The following is a 21,596-nucleotide window of genomic DNA, read 5'->3' on the forward strand; positions in this document are numbered from 1 at the left end:
ATTCTGTCCCTCCAGAATAGCTTTACAACTATTATACAAACGAATGTTCTAAAAATCAAAAAAATCAACTGAGAAAATGATAAACTTTTCCCAGTTGATTTACTTTTATGCATCACTTAAATAGTTTTGAAAAAATCATTCACTACTTTTTCGGATACATCAGACAATTTTTTGTACGTATATTGCGGTATTTGCCCTTTATCGATCAAAACAGTTCGGACTCCTTCAAAAAAATCATGATGTTTCATAAAGTTTGTTGCTAGTGTTAAATCCGTTGCCAGGCATTCCTCTATTGTTTTGTTTTGTCCATCTATTAATTGCTTTAACGTTATCTTTAAAGAAAAAGGAGATTTGGAGAGGATTGTTTTCTTCGTTTCCTTGGTAAAGGCATCGTCTTTATCTTCTAACGACGATATAATACCTTCTATTGTATCGAAAGCAAAATGCTCATTTATACTTTCTTCTCGAATTTGAAGCTCGCTTTCCTCTTTAGGAGAACTTGCATAATTCTCGATTAAATCTTGAAGCGTATTTTGAATAGATCGTCCATGCCAATTTGTTTCATTAACAGCTAAAATAAACTCGCCAAGCGCCTCCTGGGTCATATATATATCCCCAGCTTTTATATATAAAATATCCGCTGCCGTAATAACAGATGCTGTTAAAGCTAAATATCGTCCTAAGTAGCCAGGTGCTTTATTTAGAAAATAAGCAGCTCCCACATCTGGGAAAAATGCAATATTCATTTCAGGCATGGCCCATTTTGTACGCTCTGTCACAATTTTATGACTTGCACCGTAGGATAGCCCAACTCCCCCACCCATCACAATTCCATTTAAACAAGCGATAATCGGTTTCGGAAAAGTATATATGAGTCTATCTACTTCATATTCTACCTTAAAAAACTGTTTTGCTTCTTGTAATGCTGCTTCGCTAGTATTCGATTCATAGAGTGCTTTTATATCTCCACCGGCACAAAAGCCTTTTTCTCCAGCCCCATTTAAAATGACAACATGTATGTTATCGTCTGTTTGCCACTCTTCCAATTTTTGCCCTATTTGTTTCACCATTTCGTAAGACAAGGAATTTAATGCTTTTGGGCGGTTAAGTGTGATGGTGGCTACCCCATTATCATTAGTTGAAAATAGAACTTCGTTTGTCATAATGTCCCCCTTTAAGAATGTGTAAAATTAGGTTTTAGATGCGCTTAAAACCAGCGTTCTGTTACAACTTTTTTACGTGTATAAAATTGCACACCGTCTTTTCCGTTTGTTCCAAGATCACCGTAAAAGGATGCTTTGTTTCCTGCAAAAGAGAAAAATGCCATTGGGGCAGGGACATTTACATTCACACCTATCATACCTGCGTCTATTTTTTCACGGAAGATTTGTGCGTTTTTTCCACTCGAAGTATAAATTACTGCTCCATTCGCAAATTTAGATTGGTTCGTCAAATCGATTCCTTCTTGTAGATTTTTTACTCGCACCACGCTTAAAACAGGAGCAAAAATCTCATCTTGCCAAATTTTCATGTCTGGTTTCACATGGTCAAAAATGGTAGCTCCCACATAGTAACCTTTCTGGTTTTCTGGCTGTCTACCGTCCACTAATAGTTGTGCGCCTTCTTCTACTCCGATGTTAATATAATTTAACACACGATCTTTGTGTACTTCGCGGATCAATGGACCTACAAAGTTTTCTTCATAGCGACCATCTCCGACTTTTAGCTTGCGAGTTTCTGCGACAAGTAAGTTGATAAACTCCTCTGCAATATCCTCTTCAACTGCTACAACAGAGCATGCCATACAGCGTTCACCGCTACTACCAAAAGCGGCTCCTATTACACCTTGTACTGTTTTTTCCAAATGACAATCAGCTAAAACAATTCCGTGGTTTTTTGCCCCGGCAAGTGCTTGCACCCGTTTACCATTTGCAGAACCCGTTTCATATACATACTTTGCAACAGGCTCCGAACCAACAAACGATATTGCTTTAATAGAAGGATGTTCTAACAAACCATTAACGACATCTTTACTGCCATGTACTAAATTGAGCACACCGTTCGGAAACCCTGCCTCATAGAACAAATCGACCAGCTTTTCCGCTAAAATAGGCGTGCGTTCCGAAACTTTTAAGACAAACGTATTCCCACATGCAATTGCCAGTGGAAACATCCAAAGGGGAACCATCATTGGGAAGTTAAATGGCGTGATTCCTGCTACAACACCAATCGGATATCGCCAAATCGATCCATCAATTCCTTCAGCAATATTCGGAAGTGCATCGCCCATCATCATACTTGGTGTCGAAGTAGCTAGTTCCACAACCTCGATACCACGTTGTACTTCCCCACTAGCATCTTTTAACGTTTTTCCGTTTTCCGCTGTAATAATCGCCGCCAATTCGTCTTTGTTTTCAAGTAGTAATTGGTGGTATTTATACAAATAGCGTGCTCTATTTGGTACAGGAACCAATGACCACTCGTCAAAAGCTGTACTAGCCGCTTGTACTGCTAGATCCACATCCTCTTTTGTAGAGATAGGAACATATGCGATTGTTTCTCCAGTTGCTGGGTTCGGAATAGATTCTACTTCTGTTCCTCTAGAGTCAACCCATTTACCATGAATATTGTTCTGCATTCTTTTTATCGTTGTAGTAATCATGACAGATTCTCCTTTTCATAAAATAGATGGTGTTTGCGTACTAACTTTTTTATAGAGAACAGACATATCCTGTTCCCCAAGACCACTTTTATCGGCTTCTTCATACATCCCGTAAAGTATTTTACTTATCGGTAAATCTACATGATTTTTATCCGCAAGCTCTAATGCAAAACCCATATCCTTTTTTAATAGATTGAGAGCAAAACCAGGTGCATAATCATCATTTGCTATAAAGCTCTTATAATTTCGTTCATATATTCGGCTTTGACCATAGCTGACATTTAACATATCAAACAGTTTATCTAAGTCTAGTTGACTTTCTTTGGCAAGGGTAAGCGCCTCGCTCACTCCAGCCGTGTAGAAGCCAATTAGCAAGTTATTAATCAGTTTTGTAGCAGTACCGCTATCAATCTTTTCACTGACATGGAATATATTTTCTCCTAATACATGAAGGACCGGCAATGCTCTTTCAAAAACTTCCTTTGAACCGCCAATCATAAAAGTAAGCGTTTTGTTAATAGCCCCAATCACACCGCCACTAACAGGCGCTGCAAGAAAATCCACGCCTTTTAGCTTAGCGCTTTGTTCTATTCTTATATTGAGTTCAGGAGATACTGTGCTTGTATCGATTAATAGGATGTTTGTATTCGCATGCTCGATCAGTCCCTGTTCACCTAAGTAGATTGCTTCCACAGCCCCATTAGACGGGAGACTTGTAAAAATAACATCACATGTACTTGCCAATTGTGTAATAGAATAGCCTACTTTTCCGCCATTTTTCTCAAAATGAAGTAATGCCTCTTTATTCAAATCAGCTCCATACACGTCAAAATTAGATGTGATCAAATTGTGAGACATAGGTAACCCCATATTTCCAAGTCCTATAAAGCCTATCTTCTTCATTGGAACACTCCTATTCATATGAAATAGCGACCATGGTCTATCATTACTTCTGCAATTTTCCGTTTCTTTATAAACAGATTGCTAAATAGAGGTACGGGCAGTTGCTTCATGTCTTGTAGCATAACCTCTCTCAATTGCTCATCTATTTCTAATGAGGATAGTATCGTAATTGAAGCCGTCTCTATTTTCCGATAACCTTCCTCACAAATGACAGCGGTAACCAATTGGTGAATTGTCTCTTCGTTATTTCTGCCATTCTTATTTAAATATTTTTCTAACCGTAAATAGGAAGATTCCATTATATATATGTCCTTTATAACATCAGCTAGAAGTCGTAAATATTCTTGTTCCTGCTCTAAGTTTAAGGAAGTGTCGGAAAATGCTTTCAGAACTTTGTGCAGTAGCTCTAGTGATAGTATAATATATTGGAAATTTCTATTTGGTATGGACGGAGATTCACTTCTTACTAATGGAACAGTTGAAATAAGTTCTTCTTGTTTTTTTAGCATAATTTTGGAAATAGTTAAACGATTTATTTCGTTTGTCCCTTCAAAAATGCGGCTAATTCTTGCATCTCGATATAGGCTTTCGACTTCATATTCTTGCATAAAGCCATTGCCACCGTGAATTTGTACCGCTTCATCTACAATTTCATCCAATATTTCGGAACTATTAATCTTATTTAGCGCACATTCAATGGCATAATTGGCTAATACTGCCGTAATCTCTTGATCACTTTCGATTGCTTCTAACGTTTCATCTATACAGTGGGCTGTCCGATAAGCAGCGCTCTCTGCTCCATATATAGAGATGACCATATTGGCTATTTTTTCTTGGATCATTGTAAAGTTAGACAAATGTTTGTTGAATTGCTTTCGTTCATTTACATACTGGATAGAGAGCTGGGTCGCTTGCTTTGCAGTACCGATATTCGCAAAAGCGAGTTTTAGTCGTGCCATATTTAATATGTTGAGTGCCACTTGATGACCTTTTCCACCAACACCGAGCATATTTTCACCTGGAACAGTTACATTATCTAAAATAAGGGTAGCGGTGGATGAACCTTTAATACCCATTTTCTTTTCTTCTGGTCCTGTTGATACACCATGAAAGGAGTTTTCTACGATAAAAGCAGTGACACCATCTACTGTTTTCGCAAATACAACGAAGACATCTGCCACTTTTGCATTCGTTATCCATTGTTTCTCTCCATTTAATAACCATGTACCATCCTCTTGCAAAACAGCTGTCGTTTTTAAGTTTAAAGCATCAGAACCTGCATTTGGCTCCGTTAACGCATAGGCTCCAATCCATTCTCCTGAAGCAAGCCTTGGCAAATACGTTTCCTTTTGTTGTGCAGTTCCAAAATAGACATATGGAAGAGTTCCAACTCCTACATGAATATTAAACGAAACGCTAAAAGAACCGCTTTGTCCCATTTTTTCTGCGACTAATCCCGCTGTTTTTTTGCTTAATGACAAGCCACCATAAGCTTCTGGTGTTTCGATACTTAGTAATCCTAACTCACCTGCTTTTTTAAACAACTTGCTTGTTATAGCATAGTTATGCTGTTCAAATTGCGATAATTGAGGAATAATATCTTGTTGAATAAATGACTCAGTCGTTTTTGCTATGAGCTGATCTTCTTCTGTGAAATCTTCTGGAGTGAATATAGTAGTAGACGTTTCTTTTTCCAGAGAAAAGAGGTTCTGCACATGGACCAATTGTTTTTCCATCCTTAGCCTCCTAACTTTATGAGGATAAAGCTGCCGGAACAGCTTTATCCTTGTCTCTATTGTTGATTGGTTAATACTGTTTTAGATATAGCCTTATCTAATTCTTCAAATTTATAATACGAAATCGTTTCATACAATTCGCTTCTTGTTTGCATATCCGACAATCCTTCTTTTTGAGAGCCTCGTTCTTTGATTAATTGAAAAATGGTTTCATAAGCTTTTGCTGCTACTCTAAGAGATGTAACCGGATAGATGACCATTTTATAGCCCATTTCCTCAAACTGTTCCGCTGTATAATAAGGAGTTTGACCGAACTCTGTCATGTTTGCGAGCAATGGAACAGAGATTTTACTAGCAAACTGACGGAATTCGTCCTCTGATTTGAGTGCTTCTGGGAATAGGGCATCTGCTCCAGCCACCACATATGCCGCTGCTCGTTCAATGGCAGCATCTAACCCTTCCACTCCTCGTGCATCTGTCCGAGCAACGATTACTAAAGAAGGAGCAACTTCTTTTATCACTTGAATCTTCTGTACCATCTCTTCAGTAGAAGTAAGCTGTTTCCCATTTAAATGCCCACATTTTTTAGGGAGTTGTTGGTCTTCTATTTGAACGGCAGCGACTCTAGCTTCTATCATCTCTTTGGCAGTTCTCGCAGCATTCAATATTCCACCAAATCCCGTATCAATATCTACTAACATAGGAAGATTAGTTGCACGGATAATATCTTTGGCACGCTCAGCCACTTCCGTAGATGTAACTATCCCTAAATCGGGCAGTCCTTTACTAGCTGTGTAAGCCGCTCCAGATAAATATAATGCAGAAAACCCTACTTCTTTTGCTATTAGCCCAGCCATCGCATCATGACTACCAGGAATTTGCAAAATATGCTCAGAAGCTATTAAAGCACGAAATTGTTCAGCGAGTTCTTTTTGTGTAGAGTCTTGATCTACTATCCAAGCCATTTTCAATTCCTCCTTTTAAAGTAGAAACAACTCCATAAATTCATTTACGTTCATTTGTGCTAATGTTTTATAGTCATAGCAAGTTTCTTCTAGCTTTTGTTGCTGTTTTTTTGGATAGTGCGACTGGATATTGAGTGAGAACTTTTCTTTAATTTTTGGAATGGCTTCTTCTCTACGAAAGCGATGTCCTAAAGGATACTCACATTCTACCTTTTCCGTTAATGTTCCATCCTTGAAAAGAATTTGAACAGAATTGGCGATTGAGCGCTTGCTCGGATCGAGATAATCATGTGTGTATTGTTTATTTTCCACTACTACCATCTTACTTCTAAGTTGATCGATTAAAGGATCTGAAGCCGTTTCTTCTTCATAATGCTCCGCCGTAATTGTCCCTTTACTAAGACCAATTGCGGTAATATATTGTAAACAATGGTCTCGGTCAGCCGGATTATGAAGTGGTCCAGTTTTGTCGATAATACGGATAGCAGACTCATGTGTCGTAATCGTAATCCGTTCTATTTCATGCAAGCGTTCCTTCACAAGCGGGTAAAGCTTAACAGCACATTCAGCTGCTGTCTGTGCGTGGAACTCCGCAGGGTAAGAAACTTTAAACAAGACATTTTCCATTACATAGGAATCTAGATTTCTACCAAGCTTCAACTCTTGCTTATTAAATAAGACGTCTTGAAAACCCCAACCAGGTGCTGATAGAGCTGTTGGATATCCCATTTCTCCTTTTAGTGCCATCATCGCTAAATGTACTCCGCGACTAGTTGCATCTCCTGCAGCCCATGATTTACGAGAGCCGGTATTTGGAGCATGTCTATACGTTCGCAAGCTAGAATTATCAAGCCATGCATTAGATAAAGCGTTAACGATTTCTTCTTTTGAACCTCCGAGCATTTTAGTTACAACAGCCGTAGTAGCAATTTTGACGTATAACACATGGTCAAGCCCAACTCGATTTAGACTGTTTTCTAGCGCAAGCACGCCTTGGATTTCATGTGCTTTGATCATCATTTCTAAAACGTATTGTACCGTTAATGGCTCTTTTCCTCCCGCCACATTTTTTCGCGATAAATAATCGGCAACAGCAAGGATTCCCCCGAGATTGTCTGATGGATGTCCCCACTCCGCAGCTAACCACGTATCATTGAAATCTAGCCATCTAATCATACAACCGATATTAAAAGCGCCTTTTACTGGATCGAGTACAAAGGAAGTACCAGGTACTCTAGATCCGTTAGGAACAACTGTGCCCGGCACAACAGGACCTAATAGCTTTGTACATTCCGGGTAATTGAGTGCAAGAATACCGCATCCTAGTGTGTCTAATAATACGTATTGAGCTGTTTGAAAAGCTTCCTCGCTCACTATGTCTTTATGCAACACATAATCTGCTATTTCCTCTAGTAAAATATCTGTCTTTGTTCGCTCGTTTATAGATAACAAGTTAATCTTTCCTTTCGAATGATATTAGTTTAAAATTGTAATGGGTGTTTTGCAGAACATCCATTTGGCGGGCGTGCTTTAAGCTACTATTTGTCTATTGGTTGATAATAATGGCGCGTCGCTCGCCTGTATAATGTACTCTTGGACGAAATAATCGGTTATTTGCATGCTGCTCCATCACATGCGCGCATAATCCTACTGTTCTTGAACTATAGAAAATCGGTGTATATAAAGGAATTGGAATGCCAAGCATCCAATATACAGGTGCTGCATAATAGTCAAGATTTGGGTAAATACCCTTTTCTCGCTCCATTATTTTCTCCCCAGCTTCACACATTTGATAAAGGAGATCGTCTCCTTGTATCTCACACAATTGACGTAAAGCATCCTTCATAATTGTCGCCCTAGGATCGATTTTCTTCATATAAACACGATGACCAAATCCCATAATTCGATCGTTATTAGCCAATTTTGTTTGCAGAACTTTTTCAAATTCTGCAACCGTTTTTGCTTCCAACAGCATATACATAACTGCTTCGTTTGCCCCACCATGCAAATTTCCTTTTAGGGAAGCTACTGCTCCAGTGAGTGCACCATACATATCAGATTTTGTAGAAGCTATTACTCTCGCAGTAAACGTAGAGTTTGGCATTTCATGCTCACTATATAAAACAAGGGAACGATCAAATATCTTTTCTTCTAACGGGGTCGGTTTTTTACCCGTAATCATATAAAAAAAGTTTGCACTATACGATAATTCTGGAAGTGGCGCTACTACATCTTGCTGATGGATGACTCTATAGCTATTTGCAACGAGATTAGGAACCTTTCCTAATAGTTTGAATGCCTTTTTCCTATTTGCTTCTACTGTGCTATCGTCGATTTGTTGATCAAATCCTGCAAGCGAAGAAAGCCCCGTGCGTAAAGCATCCATCGGGTGTGTATTACTAGGTAGAAGCTTAAAGATATCTAGTATTTCCTTTGGCACATCATATTCTCCTTTTAATACTTCTTCCAAAGCTGCTTTCTCTTCTATACTTGGAAGTTCTCCTGCTAGTAAAAGGTGAACAATATCTAGATACTCTTTTGTTTTCGATAACTCAATTAGGTCATATCCTTGAATAACGATTTCCCCTTGTAGCGTATCGAGAAAGGAAATTTTTGTTTCTGCCGCCACTACACCATCGAGGCCCGGATAAAACTTTTGTTCCGTTTCCATTTCTTTTCCTCCTATCCAAATTTGCATTCATCAGCACAATTGAAAGCCCTTACAAAAGATGAAACAAGCACTTGTCATGCTTAAATTTCTCCATCATTCATCAACAATTATGCTTGCGAAAGAAAGTAATCCCCATTTTCAAGTCGATTGTTTATAAAAATAAACAATAAAAAAACAACTTCTTTTAAGAAGTTGTTAAGACACGAAGGAATACTTAAATAAACATGTTTAATAAGAAAACACGTTCATTACTCTCGCACTTAACACCCCCTATCCTCGTAGGTATTGATGCATGCTAAAATAGGCAGGTCTCCTGGCTTATGGTCATCGCTTTTCGAACCTTCCCATTTTCTTTTGAAGAAAACAGTGGCTTTTTCGAATCGCTCTCATATACAGTTGCGGGACAGCGTCGGACTCTAACCGAACTTCCCTTTTAAGCAGAATAGTCATTTGCTATTTCTGCACCTATTTCTACACTTATTCAATTTTCTATTTAAACATATCAAATATTCTTAAAATTTACAATCGTTTTTCAAAAAGCATTTACTTTTTTCAATTTGTAAAAAGAAAATCCCATGCCTCAAACAAAGAGACAAGGGAAATAGTTTTTCACATACTAAAGAAGAATTTCTACATCTTTATGCACGAGTGCTATAGCTCGGCTTTTTATGCTCGTTCTTTGTTCCACGCATCATATAAATCACAATCAGCAAAATAAACCAAACAGGCGTTACAAACAACGCAACACGAGTATCTTCTGCAAGTGCTAATACGACAAGAACGAACGCTAGAAAAACAAGGATTAAGTAATTAGCAAATGGATAAAACGGCATCTTGAATTTGTTATCTTCGCTAAATTTGGTCTTGTTTTTCGATATTTCAAATGACAAATGACCGTAATTCCCCATATATAGATAATGCATACGGTAGAAATACTTGTAATTAGTGTAAACACACCTTCTGGCATAACATAATTCCAAACAACCGCAAAAAGTATAACGACAGTTGAAAATAACAATGCATTAGACGGTTATTAATCTAGATTACGACAATCAAGATATATTGCAACAGTATTTCTCTCTATTTCGACAGAAAGTTTTACTTATATAATCACCTATATAAGGCAATACTTTATTTATGAACTCGAAGTGGAGGAAAGATATTTTGACTACAACCAATCAAAAACTATCAATTTTTGCCCTTGGAGGCGTTAATGAAATTGGTAAAAATATGTATGTAATACAAGCAGAAGATGACATTGTGGTAATCGACTGCGGTGCTAAGTTTCCAGATGAAACTCTGTTAGGTATTGACTTGATTATCCAAGATATTTCGTTTTTACAAGAAAATAAGGATAAGCTTCGTGCTTTGATTGTTACACATGGACACGAAGATCATATTGGAGGTATCCCTTATTTCTTAAAACAACTAAATGTCCCAATCTATGCGACAAATTTAACATTAGGGCTAATAGAAATAAAATTAAAAGAGCATGGCCTGCTAAGACAAACAAAACTATTTATGATTGACAGCGAATCAGAGCTGACATTTGGTTCGATTAGAACGACATTTTTCAAAACTAGTCATAGCATTCCTGACTGTTTAGGAATAGCCTTCCATACTTCACAAGGTACAATTGTGCATACTGGAGATTTTAAATTTGATTGGACTCCCGTTGATGAACACGGACCCGACATTCATAAAATGGCGGCACTAGGTGAAAATGGTGTGCTGCTGCTCCTGTCTGAAAGTACAAATGCGGAAAGACCTGGCTCTACCCCGTCCGAACGCCTTGTAGGTGATCATATTGAAGAAGCTTTTCGTCATGCACCTCGGAAAGTTTTCATCTCTACATTCGCTTCCAATGTCCATCGAGTTCAACAAATTGTAAACGCGGCTATAAAGACAAATCGCAAACTCGCTCTACTGGGGCGTAGTATGGTCAATGTTGTATCTGTTGCGATGGAGCGTGGATACTTAGAAGTGCCAGACGGAATGCTAATAGAAGCTAGTGAAGTCAACTCGATGGATCCGGAAAAAGTAGTTGTTCTTTGTACAGGTAGTCAAGGGGAACCAATGGCTGCGTTATCCCGTTTATCAAGTTCAAACTTTAGGCAAGTAGAAGTGCTCCCTGAAGACACGGTCATTCTAGCAGCAAGCCCTATACCGGGGAACGAACGTAGTGTTTCGCGAATAATCGATAATTTATTTCTATTAGGTGCTCGGGTCATATATGGTTCAGGTAGTGTTACTGGACTTCATGTTTCTGGACACGCATGTCAGGAAGAATTGAAACTTATGCTTACCTTGATGAAACCAAAGTACTTTATCCCCATTCACGGGGAATATCGAATGCTCCATCAACATCGCATATTAGCAGAATCTGTTGGAGTCCAAACAGAAAATATTTTCATTGTGAATAATGGGGATGTCGTTGATATAGTGAACAGCGAAGCCACTCAAACGCGTAGTGTAGATGCTGGCAATGTTTTCGTTGATGGCTTCGGTATAGGAGATGTTGGCGAAATCATTTTGCGGGATCGTAAATTACTTTCGGAGGACGGCATGTTAGTGATCGTCACGACAGTTAGTAAATCTCAAGGGAAAATTATTTCTGGTCCGGATACAATTTCAAGAGGTTTTATGTACGGTCCAGAATCGGGAGAACTTATAAACGAAGTGAATCAACTCGTAAGAACAACTATCGATAAAATGAAAGATAATAGTCGAAATCAACGTGTGTTAAAACAAAACATAAAAAAATCAGTGGAAAAACATTTATATTCACGTACAAAACGAAAGCCAATGATTCTTCCAATCATGATAGAAGTCTAACATCACCTGGAGGATCTATATGGAAGATTTTTATGAGCAATATTTAATAAATGCGGGATATAAGAAGTATAACGGCCATGAAGTAGATGTTTTTTTTCATCCGAAGAAATGTACGCATGCAGCTAATTGCCTCAAGTATTTACCTTCTACATTTAATATGAGTAGAAAACCATGGATACTACCGGATGCAGCACTTAGAGAAGATGTGAAAAGAGTGATCGCAACATGTCCAAGTCAAGCATTAATATATATAGAAAAGAATGACTCGCTCCACCTTTAATAAAAGGCTACTGCATTTTTGTGCAGTAGCCTTTTAACAGTTGTATTCATTTATAATGTAATCGCACCAGTCAATACGGCTGCTATCGTCATGACAACGCAAGTTCCAAAAGCCCATTTAAATAAGAATTTCTGATGTTCACCAAAACTTACCCCGACTAAACCGATTAAGATAAATGTCGCTGGAACTAATGGTGATAATGGGAACCCTGCGGTTGAATGCCCAAGTAATGCAGCTCTCCCAATTTCAACAGGATCAATTCCAAAACCAGCTGCTGTTTCACTCAAAATTGGTAGAATACCAAAGTAATAGGCATCAGGTGAAAATACAAGTCCCATAGGAATACTAGTAAGTGCCACTATAACCGGCATATGGCTTCCTAATGATTCAGGAATTACAGAAACTAAAGTTGCTGCCATCGCATCCATCATTCCTGTTCCACTGAAAATACCTGTAAAAATTCCTGCTGCAAAAACCATAGTACTGATCATAACAAAATTATTCGCATGTCGTAAAATCTGATCTTGTTGTTTTTGTACATTTGGGAAGTTAACTACTAATGCAATAGCAAATGCTGTAGCAAATAAAATAGCAATCGGCAATACATCCATTACAAGTAAGGCCATTAAAACAATCGTTAAGAAAAGATTAAACCAGTAAATTTTAGAAACGCCTCTTTTTTCAACAGTCGTTGCTGCTAGCTCTGCAACTGTTGGTGTTGGCTCTTCTAATATAACTACCCCAAGTCTTGCTCTTTCCTTCTTCCCTAACAAATAAGCTGAAAATAATGTCCATAATAACCCTGCAATCATAACTGGAATTAACGGGATAAATAAATCAGACACTTCTACTTGAAGACTCGCTGCTGCTCGAACGAGCGGTCCACCCCATGGAATAATATTCATCACACCTGCTGCTAAAGCTACTACACATGCTAACACTAATCGACTCATCCCAAGTCGTATGTATAAAGGTAACATTGCAGTAACCGACACCATAAACGTGGAAGAACCATCTCCATCTAAGCCTACTAATATTGTAATAACAGCAGTAGCTAAAACTACTTTTAAAGGATCCCCTTTAACTAGCGCTAAAATTCGATTAATCATCGGATCAAATAGGCCAACATCGATCATTAAACCAAAATACAAGATAGCAAAAACGATCATTACCGCGGTTGGTGTCACTTTAATGATACCATCCATCATCATCTGACCCATATCCGCGTAAAATCCACCGATTAACGCAAACACAACTGCCACACCAATAAAAGCCGCTACTACGGAGAGTCTCTTAGTAATTACTAAAAATAAGAATGTAACAATCATCAAAAAACCTAACAAAGCCAACATGAATAATAATTCCCCTCTAGTACGTGTATTGAAGCACGAATTTTCTATGTATATGCAATATATTTTATAAAGTATAAACTATTAAGTCAAGTTCAATTTTTTAGAAAATTGTCAACAATGTTAGGATGCTTCCAATATTTTTATTAAGCGATAAGAGAAATGCCAGAATTAAGTATAGATAATCCTTAAAAAGTCCATTCTATACACTAAGTAAGAAATGAGAGGAGCCAATATTCTAGATGAAGTTTAAACTACCTTTCAAAAAAAAACAAAAGCCAATAGTAAATACTAGTCATAACAATAAAGAAATATTATCTCCCTCGAAGATTGACTTTATACGATCGATTAAAGATGCTACTCATAGTCCTGCTGACCTTATGGTTAAATCCATGCTTCCCAACCTTACTCTTATTTATATAAATAATTTAGTAAATGATAAGAATTTAAATGATCATATTATTACTAACTTACAAAACGCAACAATGGAGACGCCAGCTACGATCAAACAAATTATTGCGATAGCTGAGGTAAATATTTCTAGTCAACTAGAGGAAGCTATTACTGCCATCATAAACGGGAATGTTCTTATCCATATGGAAGGATACTCACAAGTCGTCTTGGCAAATGTTTCTACGAGAGAATCGCGAAGTTTAACTACTCCTGAAAATGAATCACAAGTAATCGGGGCACAGGTTGGGTTTAATGAAAGTCTATCGACTAATATTTCATTAGTGCGCCGCTATATTATGAGTCCCGATTTATGTAATGAAGAAATAAAAGTTGGAACACGTACAAAAACCTCCTTAAACATTTTATATATGAACGGTATTGCGTCAGATCAAATGGTGAATACACTTCGCCAAAGGATTAATGATTTGGATGTGGATGCTTTACTAGACAGTGCGGTACTTGTGGAGATGATTGACGATAATACATTATCGCCATTTCCCCAAATGCTTTTAACCGAAAGACCAGACAGGTTTTGCGATGGTTTATTAAATGGAAAATTAGGAGTTATTGTCGACGGTAGTTCCATGGCAATTGTTTGCCCTCAATCTTTTATTGAATTCTTTGAAAGTAGAGAAGATCAAAATCTACGATGGCAAGTTGCCACTTTCGTCCGGCTATTAAGATTTTCTGCCATTTTTTTATCCGTTTTTTTGACTCCCATATATGTAGGCGCGTTGACATTTCACTACGAAGTAATTCCTCAGGCATTCTTAGTTCCACTGAGTGAATCGAGGGCGTTAGTCCCTTTCCCACCTGTATTTGAAGCATTATTACTCGAATTTATCATAGAATTACTGAGAGAAGCTGGGGCAAGATTACCAACAAAGATTGGCCAAACGATTGGGATTGTAGGGGGGATTGTAATTGGAACTGCGGCTGTACAAGCAGGAATTACAAGTAATATTTTACTCATTATTGTCGCTTTAAGCGCCTTAGCGTCCTTTACTACACCAAGTTATATAATGGGAAATGTTATCCGCCTCATACGTTTCCCAATCATCATACTCGCAGGATTTTGGGGATTTTATGGCATTATGCTCGCCTTTTGTTTTATACTCGTTCATCTATTACGTCAATCTAGTTTGGGTGCACCGTATATGGCCCCTTTCTATCCACCTAGATTCCAGGATATGAGAGATAGTCTTATAAGATTGCCTTTACCATACACAGCAAAAAGACCATCCTCTGTCCGAGCTACTGATCAAGAAAAATACAATCCAGAGGTTGAACACCCGAAAAAAAGTTGAACTGAAGGTGAAATGAATGAAAAATTCTATACAACTTAGCCCAAAAGATATGATTAATGCTTATTTGCTCTTTTTTGTGATTCACGGCGCTCAAGTTGGGGTAGGTATTCATGGATTTCAGCGTGTCATTTACCAAGATGCAAAACATGATGCTTGGATTTCCGTTCTGCTGGCAGGTCTTGCAACTCATATTATCGCTTTTTGTATGATTAAAACATTGGAAATATACGGTTCCAATGACCTTTACGGAATCCATCAAGATGTTTACGGAAAGCGGATTGGAAATTTCTTCAATATAGTATATATATTGTATTGTTTTGTCGCTTTTTTTTCCGTTTTGCGAAATTATATAGAAGTAATTCAAACATGGATTTTTCCGGACTTAGCTACGTGGTTTCTTTCTGCTACACTAATTTTAATTACTATATATGCCTTTACAGGTGGTCTTCGAGTAATTGTTGGCGTTTCTTTTTTTAGTATCGTACTCGCTCTATGGATCCTCCCTTTGTTATTTGTTCCTTTAAAATTTTCATCAATAGATAGCCTTTTCCCTATTTTAGAGACAAATGTTGGCTCTATATTAAAAGGTGCACAATCTATGACGTTTACGATTATTGGCTTTGAAATACTTCAAATCATTTATCCTTTTGTTAAAGACAAGGAAAATGTGCGAAAGCATGTGCATTTAGGCTTGTTATTTACTACATTTGTTTATCTGTTCATTATGTTCGTCTCACTTACTTATTATAGCGAAGGAAAATTAACCAAAACGATATGGGCGACGTTATCTTTGTTCAGTTTTATTAGTTTTCCTTTTATGGAGCGATTCGAATTCGTAGCGGTTTGTTTTTGGATGTTAATTATTTTACCTAATCTATGTCTTTATTTATGGGCAGCTTGTCGAGGTGCAAAACGAGTAGTTAAAATAAGCGGAAAGAAATTTGTGTGGATTTTCTCCCTTCTTATATTTATAGGCACATTATTCGTTCAATCTAGAACGCAAATAAATACGATTAATACTCAATTTGGACATATAGCTTTTTATATTATATTTGTCTATCCTATTTTCTTATTGTTCGTAACAATGCTGAAAAAGAAATATACATCACAGAAGGAGCAAAAATAATGAAGATATTTAAGTTCTATTTCATTCTTCTTTTTCTTCCTGGTATCTTAAGCGGTTGTGTAGAGACAAATATATTGGATCGGGTCGGATTAACCACTTTAGTCGGGTATGATGCCGGAACCGAAGAAAAAATAGCCACTACTGCCGTTATTAGAGAAGTAAACCCAGAATTTCAAAGTAATGTGGAAGTGGTTACGACGGAAAACGAAACGAGCAAAGGAAATAGGATGAAAGCCAATCGAAAATTATCCAAAAAAATTATGGTCGGTCAGATGAGAGTCATTTTGTTCGGTGAAGAATTGGCAAAAGATGATCTTCATTTTTACATTGATACACATTTAGAAAATGCTAGTATAAGTAATAGTCTGTATTTGGCAGTAGTAGAAGGAGAAACAGCACCTCTTCTCCAATACGAATATAAAAATATAGATGATATAGGTCAACATATATATAGGCTAATAGAACAAAATGTTAAGCAGGAACACATGATTTCATCTAGCTTGCATGAAATTGCACACGATTTTTATATGGAAGGCAAAGATAGTGCGATGCCAATTATTAAAAGGGAGGATGATTTAATCGAATTAACAGGCATTGCCCTATTTAGCGGTGGCAAAATGGTAAGTACACTTCCAGTGGAGGATAGCTTTTATGTAAAGCTTGTGAGAGATAGTTTTACGTCAGGAATATTTGAAACAATCATTCAAAAAGAGGATATTCCTCCCAATTTGATGACTGGCACGGCTAGCGATATGCCAGTAGCATTTGATGCTATTCGCTCGAAAAGAGTGTTGAAATTAGTTGATCCGACCACTCCAGAGTTTGATTTGCAGCTTAAACTAAAAGCAAGATTGTTAGAAGTATATCCAGATGTGAACCTAGGAGATCCAAAAGTAGTCGAAGGAATTGAAAATGCGGTAAGTAAAAACTTATCAAGAGAGATATCAAGGGTAATTGCCCATAGTCAAAATGTCCAATCGGATATCTTTGGATTTGGCGAAAAATATAGAAGCTCAGTAAGAAACTCTAATCTGACGAAAGAAAAATGGCATGAAATGTATAAAAATATGAAGGTGAATATAAAGGTTGAGTTTGACATACTTAGAGATGGGGTTTTTGAGTGAAGCATTTACGTAGAGGTATTAATGCCCTTGAAGGCGGAAGAAAAATTAATCACGCATAATTAAATGTATCCTTCTTCCCCTCTTTATTCTATATAAAAAATAAAGAGGTTTTCTACGATGTATACTTACTTAAAAAACTACACTCATTTTTCTACTAAAGAGGAACTAGATGCAGCAACCAATTTACATATCGCGAAGAACTATAATCACCTTAACTCTACTGATCGAACTGTTCTCGATACAATTCGCCGATATTCAGTAAAATACGGATCAGCACATTTAAAAGCAGAAACCATTGGAAAAGCTATTAAGAAATCCGAATCTACAGTACGACGTGCCATTCGAAAGCTAGAAAAACTTTCTATTATTGAGCGTATTCCCTACGTCCGTCCTGTATTAAGTGGGCTTGGAGCGAATGTTTATTCTATTTTACCTATAAATGAACAGGCGGAAATGAATACCCCGTCTAAAGCCGAGGAAGCAAACGACGGGAAGAACCAAGCAAATAATTCTGCAGACGAACCGTTATTTATAAAATCTAATAATAAAGATCTTAAAGAAACGTATCCTGCGGAGAAGATGCCACTTACGCTTTTTGAAAGAATGAAGTCTATACTTTCATCCACAATAGGTGATGTCGCTCTAGCACGAAAACTATTTGGTATCCACCGTTATCATTCCTTGAAATTGTTAATGTTCTCTATCTATTCGGATAAAGAAGAGCTGTTTGACGAATTAGCTCTACGAGCGCTTCATATTACAGTCCAAAAAACGAAACAGAAGACCATTCATAATATGGCAGGTTACTATTCTGGTGTCTTGAACAAACTAATTGACGAAACTCTTTTTAGTGATACTTTTCATTTCTACGACAAGCCAGCCGATCAATTTTTTTATAAATAATATAGTAGGCTTTGTTATTAAGCTGAGGTAAACTGAAAAGGAGGAATTTTCTCATCATTCCGATCACAACAAAGGAGAAATACATGTTAAGTACAAAACAACTACAAGATATTGAAAAACTTCAAAAAGAATGTGCGGCATATGATTATATTCAATTAAAATTAAACTGGGAAATGCTTCGAAATCGGGAGTCAGATCAACTCGATTTCCTGCATTATGAAAATGATGAACTCATTGCTTTTTTAGGTTTATATCCATTTGGGTCAACCGTAGAAGTATGCGGAATGGTAAAACCAAGAGAACGTCGAAAAGGACATTTCTCTAGATTGTTTCAACTTGGAATGGTTTCGGCAAAAGAGAACTCCTTCAAGAGGATCTTGTTAAATGCTCCAGCGAGTTCTACTGCTGCCAACGCTTTTTTAGCAAAACAAGGAGCTACCTACGGATTTTCAGAACATCAAATGCAATGGCAGGAACGGATTTTAGAAGAAGTAGATGGTTTTACGTTGCGACAAGCAACAAAAGCTGATTCAGACATGCGTGTACGTTTGTCGATGGAGGCATTTGGTTTAACAGAAGAAGATGCAAGGGCTACAGAAAGTAGAATAAACGGCGATGTAGATAACATCATGTATATGATAGATGTGAACGAAGGAACAATAGGAAACATTAGAATAAAACAAGAAAATGGCGAAGCATGGATTTATGGTTTCGCAATCCTACTCGAATACCAAGGAAAAGGCATAGGACGAATAGTATTGCAAAAAGTAGTCAAGGAACAATCCGCCTCGGGACATACTGTTCATCTAGAAGTAGAAACTAAAAATACACATGCACTTGGACTTTATGAATCAATCGGATTTATAGTAGTGCATGCACAAGATTACTATATATACGATTAACTTATTTCTTTATCTAAAAAAACCTGATTTCCTCATAATTGAGGAAATCAGGGGCTCGTTTTAGATTGATGATTTTCAGTAATTAAATCTATTTAAGTCCTTTGTCTCTCAAATATTGCGTATTGCGACGAGCCTTGTAACGCACATCGTTATTTTTCCACCATGCCCAAATCGATGCAAAAAAAGCAAATCCAAATGTCACTCCAAGCTCTACTTCTTCGTTACTAAATTCAATTGGACTGTAGCCCTTCATAACTAGAAATTGATTTAACCATGCTATTAAGAGAACGACCGTCCGAACAACCATCATTTTTTCAAACGGAGCAGGATGTTGTTTATTCGTCAAATTTGGCCCCCCTAAAGTTGTTGGATTAATGTTTGTTCCCTAATATCATATGTTATTAGAGCTTGACCTCATTCGACTTTTATAATAATTGCATGAAATTAATTCGACATATTCTCATCCCAATCACCGCTAAGTATTCCATACACAACATGATCCACAAAATGATCATACAGCCATTCTGCTTGCCTTACACAACCTTCTTCCGTAAAACCTAATCTCTCTGGTATCGCTCTACTCTTCTTATTCTCTACTGCTGCACGAATTTCCACTCTATTCAACATCAACTCTTTTAATGCATAATCAACAAAAGCTTTCACGGATGCCGTCATCAATCCTAACCCAACGTAATCATTCCCAAGCCAGTAGCCAATACTTGTGGACTTATTATTCCAATCAATTTTATGAAAACCAATGACCCCGGCAAGATTTCCTTCATACCAAATGCCGGCTTGAAAGCCATTATTTTCACTAAATTGTTTCATCGTCGACTGAATAAAGCTTTGTGTATCAACAACAGATTTAGTGTAATCGATGAATTGCAGCCATTCTCTCAACGTTTCTTTCGAACCAATCGTCAAACCGAACAATTGTTCTGAGTCCCGTAAATCGAGCATTTTTAGCTTTGTTTTTTCATTAATCATGTGTGTAAACATGTGATTTCCCCCTATTAGTTAACATAATATTATTATATTGAATCATTTTTATGTATTGGAGAAAACGTTGAATATCTGAAACAAACCTAGTGTTATCAATGTTTTGAACCTTTATTTCAACGTTTCATTCAATCTCGTTCGAAAATAACCAAACAAATGTTCTCAACCCCGTAAATTGAGCATTTTAGCTTTATTTTCTCTAAAAGCAGAGCATTTTTGATAACAGAAAAATATTATTGAATTATACCACTATTAGAAATATTTATATAGAGCAATAATAAACCCGTAAATAGTTTACATAATATTATTATTTAAATCTAAATGCTTAATAGGTGCTATGGAAATTAGAGGTGAAAATACTTGATTTAGAGTTCTCTATTGCCAGATTGTCGGGACTTCTATAAACTCAATATATTAAGAGAATGAGGTGAGAAAAATACAACAAATTGATTCAACAAAAGATAAAAGAACTTTTTTCCAATGGATTAACTTTCTGATTCCGTATATATATACTACAGGAATTATTCTCATACTAATTTGGATGATTTCTGCATCGATCCTTATAGGTATAGCAACATTAACTGAGAATCCAAAGACTTTTTTTCTTCAACCCGATCCAGATACTATCATTACAGATATACAAGAAAAAGAAACAGCATTTGCTATAATTGTTAAACCTTTTGTAGAATCTAATTTTAATCAAATAATCTTTAGAGGGCTCTTTTTACTCTTAATCTGGCTGCTATTATTTTTAACTATCCCTGTCGCCTTTAAACGATTAAAGAGATTTAGATTTTTAAATTTGGAATTTGAAGTAGATAATATTGAACAAGCTGCAATTGAAACGGTTGAGATCAGTGGGACTAAAGCGAAATTAATGGCATATTTTTCAGGAGATGATGCTTCTGGAAGGACTTTAGGGTTTTTATCTGAATCGTCTATAGACTATAGGGAAGTGTTAGAATACTTCCTGGCCGAAACTCAAATGGGATATAAAAATAATCCAATCAATGGTGCATTTACATATCAAATTTACACTAGTACAGCTCCTGAAAAACTAAATGATTTAGTAGAAGAATCTAAAGAATCTGGGGAATCTGTTGTTAGCAACAAAGTCAATGAGGATAATTTATGGAAGAAAAGCTACCTTGTTTTCTATTTCGTTTACAATAGCACTGAGTATATTACCGTAATTGAAAGCTATACATACTCTTTCGATATTTTAGACAAGTATCTTTTCGAACTATTACATAAAACTATTGGTAAAAATTTAGAAAACATCGAGTATATGGTAGCATTGACAAACTCAGATGTAAATACAATTGTAGAATAATTCTATCTTTCTTGACCTAACAATAAATCATCATGTACTATATAGAAA

18 protein-coding genes, 1 pseudogene and 1 riboswitch are annotated in these 21,596 nt (G+C 36.8%); of the genes and pseudogenes, 8 read left to right on the plus strand and 11 right to left on the minus strand.

The genetic code is table 11. From position 1 onward, the window contains the following. Positions 1-116: 116 nt before the first annotated feature. The 8 genes and pseudogenes from FG383_RS01015 to FG383_RS01050 form a co-directional block, all read right to left on the minus strand. Positions 117-1,163: an enoyl-CoA hydratase/isomerase family protein gene (locus tag FG383_RS01015; protein ID WP_142604990.1), complete on the minus strand. Its 1,047-nt coding sequence runs from the start codon at positions 1,161-1,163 to the stop codon at positions 117-119. Between the two features lie 44 nt (positions 1,164-1,207). Beyond that, positions 1,208-2,662 (minus strand): CoA-acylating methylmalonate-semialdehyde dehydrogenase, encoded by a 1,455-nt coding sequence (locus FG383_RS01020; RefSeq protein WP_142604991.1) that lies wholly within the window; start codon positions 2,660-2,662, stop codon positions 1,208-1,210. A 15-nt stretch (positions 2,663-2,677) separates the two neighbouring features. Next, a complete protein-coding gene (locus FG383_RS01025) occupies positions 2,678-3,565 on the minus strand; it encodes an NAD(P)-dependent oxidoreductase (RefSeq protein WP_142604992.1) in 888 nt (295 codons plus the stop codon). A gap of 14 nt (positions 3,566-3,579) precedes the next feature. Next, positions 3,580-5,301: an acyl-CoA dehydrogenase family protein gene (locus FG383_RS01030; RefSeq protein ID WP_142604993.1), complete on the minus strand. Its 1,722-nt coding sequence runs from the start codon at positions 5,299-5,301 to the stop codon at positions 3,580-3,582. Between the two features lie 56 nt (positions 5,302-5,357). Beyond that, complete coding sequence (gene prpB, locus FG383_RS01035) at positions 5,358-6,266, minus strand: methylisocitrate lyase (protein WP_142604994.1); 909 nt, start codon at positions 6,264-6,266, stop codon at positions 5,358-5,360. A gap of 15 nt (positions 6,267-6,281) precedes the next feature. Next, positions 6,282-7,718: a 2-methylcitrate dehydratase gene (prpD, locus tag FG383_RS01040; RefSeq protein ID WP_142604995.1), complete on the minus strand. Its 1,437-nt coding sequence runs from the start codon at positions 7,716-7,718 to the stop codon at positions 6,282-6,284. Positions 7,719-7,812: 94 nt separating this feature from the next. Then, positions 7,813-8,937, minus strand: coding sequence for a citrate synthase (gene mmgD, locus FG383_RS01045; RefSeq protein WP_142604996.1), 1,125 nt, complete (start codon positions 8,935-8,937; stop codon positions 7,813-7,815). A 286-nt stretch (positions 8,938-9,223) separates the two neighbouring features. Further along, positions 9,224-9,421: riboswitch (cobalamin riboswitch) on the minus strand. Positions 9,422-9,575: 154 nt separating this feature from the next. Then, positions 9,576-9,967, minus strand: a pseudogene (locus FG383_RS01050) (amino acid permease); the annotation flags it as partial. A gap of 134 nt (positions 9,968-10,101) precedes the next feature. On the opposite strand from FG383_RS01050, the gene FG383_RS01055 reads away from it, so the two are divergent. Beyond that, on the plus strand, positions 10,102-11,772 hold the full coding sequence (locus FG383_RS01055) for a ribonuclease J (protein WP_425467608.1): 1,671 nt from the start codon (positions 10,102-10,104) through the stop codon (positions 11,770-11,772). Between the two features lie 19 nt (positions 11,773-11,791). After that, positions 11,792-12,052 (plus strand): (4Fe-4S)-binding protein, encoded by a 261-nt coding sequence (locus FG383_RS01060; protein ID WP_142604998.1) that lies wholly within the window; start codon positions 11,792-11,794, stop codon positions 12,050-12,052. A 50-nt stretch (positions 12,053-12,102) separates the two neighbouring features. On the opposite strand, the gene FG383_RS01065 is transcribed toward FG383_RS01060, so the two are convergent. Next, entirely contained in the window at positions 12,103-13,404 is a 1,302-nt protein-coding gene (locus FG383_RS01065) for a CitMHS family transporter (RefSeq protein WP_142604999.1), read from the minus strand. A 239-nt stretch (positions 13,405-13,643) separates the two neighbouring features. Here FG383_RS01065 and FG383_RS01070 point away from each other — a divergent pair, with 239 nt between their 5' ends. From FG383_RS01070 to FG383_RS01090, 5 genes are all read left to right on the plus strand, one after another. Continuing rightward, positions 13,644-15,161, plus strand: a complete 1,518-nt coding sequence (locus FG383_RS01070; protein WP_142605000.1) for a spore germination protein — start codon at positions 13,644-13,646, stop codon at positions 15,159-15,161. A gap of 16 nt (positions 15,162-15,177) precedes the next feature. Further along, entirely contained in the window at positions 15,178-16,287 is a 1,110-nt protein-coding gene (locus FG383_RS01075) for a GerAB/ArcD/ProY family transporter (protein ID WP_142605001.1), read from the plus strand. Further along, the gene (locus FG383_RS01080) at positions 16,287-17,411 is read left to right on the plus strand and encodes a Ger(x)C family spore germination protein (RefSeq protein WP_142605002.1); all 1,125 of its coding nucleotides are present in this window, start codon (positions 16,287-16,289) and stop codon (positions 17,409-17,411) included. Before FG383_RS01075 ends, FG383_RS01080 begins: the two co-directional genes overlap by 1 nt. A 117-nt stretch (positions 17,412-17,528) precedes the next feature. Continuing rightward, positions 17,529-18,314 carry a helix-turn-helix domain-containing protein gene (locus FG383_RS01085; RefSeq protein WP_142605003.1) on the plus strand — a complete coding sequence of 262 codons (786 nt, stop codon included), beginning with the start codon at positions 17,529-17,531 and terminating at the stop codon, positions 18,312-18,314. Between the two features lie 83 nt (positions 18,315-18,397). Beyond that, positions 18,398-19,216, plus strand: coding sequence for a GNAT family N-acetyltransferase (locus FG383_RS01090; RefSeq protein WP_142605004.1), 819 nt, complete (start codon positions 18,398-18,400; stop codon positions 19,214-19,216). A gap of 88 nt (positions 19,217-19,304) precedes the next feature. Here FG383_RS01090 and FG383_RS01095 read toward each other — a convergent pair whose 3' ends face one another. Further along, positions 19,305-19,562: a phage holin gene (locus tag FG383_RS01095; RefSeq protein WP_142605005.1), complete on the minus strand. Its 258-nt coding sequence runs from the start codon at positions 19,560-19,562 to the stop codon at positions 19,305-19,307. 98 nt (positions 19,563-19,660) lie between these two features. Continuing rightward, on the minus strand, positions 19,661-20,215 hold the full coding sequence (locus FG383_RS01100; protein ID WP_142605006.1) for a GNAT family N-acetyltransferase: 555 nt from the start codon (positions 20,213-20,215) through the stop codon (positions 19,661-19,663). 427 nt (positions 20,216-20,642) lie between these two features. Between FG383_RS01100 and FG383_RS01105 the strand changes: the two genes are divergently transcribed. Continuing rightward, on the plus strand, positions 20,643-21,548 hold the full coding sequence (locus FG383_RS01105) for a hypothetical protein (protein WP_142605007.1): 906 nt from the start codon (positions 20,643-20,645) through the stop codon (positions 21,546-21,548). Positions 21,549-21,596: the final 48 nt, after the last annotated feature.

Origin of the sequence: Psychrobacillus soli (assembly GCF_006861775.1) — a bacterium.
In the GTDB taxonomy this organism is placed as follows: domain Bacteria; phylum Bacillota; class Bacilli; order Bacillales_A; family Planococcaceae; genus Psychrobacillus; species Psychrobacillus soli.

Excerpts from the sequence above, each read along its gene's own strand:
- FG383_RS01015 (WP_142604990.1), bottom strand. The coding sequence starts at position 1,163 with ATGACAAACGAAGTTCTATTTTCAACTAATGATAATGGGGTAGCCACC.
- FG383_RS01020 (WP_142604991.1), bottom strand. The coding sequence starts at position 2,662 with ATGATTACTACAACGATAAAAAGAATGCAGAACAATATTCATGGTAAA.
- FG383_RS01025 (WP_142604992.1), bottom strand. The coding sequence starts at position 3,565 with ATGAAGAAGATAGGCTTTATAGGACTTGGAAATATGGGGTTACCTATG.
- FG383_RS01030 (WP_142604993.1), bottom strand. The coding sequence starts at position 5,301 with ATGGAAAAACAATTGGTCCATGTGCAGAACCTCTTTTCTCTGGAAAAA.
- prpB (WP_142604994.1), bottom strand. The coding sequence starts at position 6,266 with ATGGCTTGGATAGTAGATCAAGACTCTACACAAAAAGAACTCGCTGAA.
- mmgD (WP_142604996.1), bottom strand. The coding sequence starts at position 8,937 with ATGGAAACGGAACAAAAGTTTTATCCGGGCCTCGATGGTGTAGTGGCG.
- FG383_RS01060 (WP_142604998.1), top strand. The coding sequence starts at position 11,792 with ATGGAAGATTTTTATGAGCAATATTTAATAAATGCGGGATATAAGAAG.
- FG383_RS01065 (WP_142604999.1), bottom strand. The coding sequence starts at position 13,404 with ATGTTGGCTTTGTTAGGTTTTTTGATGATTGTTACATTCTTATTTTTA.
- FG383_RS01070 (WP_142605000.1), top strand. The coding sequence starts at position 13,644 with ATGAAGTTTAAACTACCTTTCAAAAAAAAACAAAAGCCAATAGTAAAT.
- FG383_RS01075 (WP_142605001.1), top strand. The coding sequence starts at position 15,178 with ATGAAAAATTCTATACAACTTAGCCCAAAAGATATGATTAATGCTTAT.
- FG383_RS01080 (WP_142605002.1), top strand. The coding sequence starts at position 16,287 with ATGAAGATATTTAAGTTCTATTTCATTCTTCTTTTTCTTCCTGGTATC.
- FG383_RS01085 (WP_142605003.1), top strand. The coding sequence starts at position 17,529 with ATGTATACTTACTTAAAAAACTACACTCATTTTTCTACTAAAGAGGAA.
- FG383_RS01090 (WP_142605004.1), top strand. The coding sequence starts at position 18,398 with ATGTTAAGTACAAAACAACTACAAGATATTGAAAAACTTCAAAAAGAA.
- FG383_RS01100 (WP_142605006.1), bottom strand. The coding sequence starts at position 20,215 with ATGTTTACACACATGATTAATGAAAAAACAAAGCTAAAAATGCTCGAT.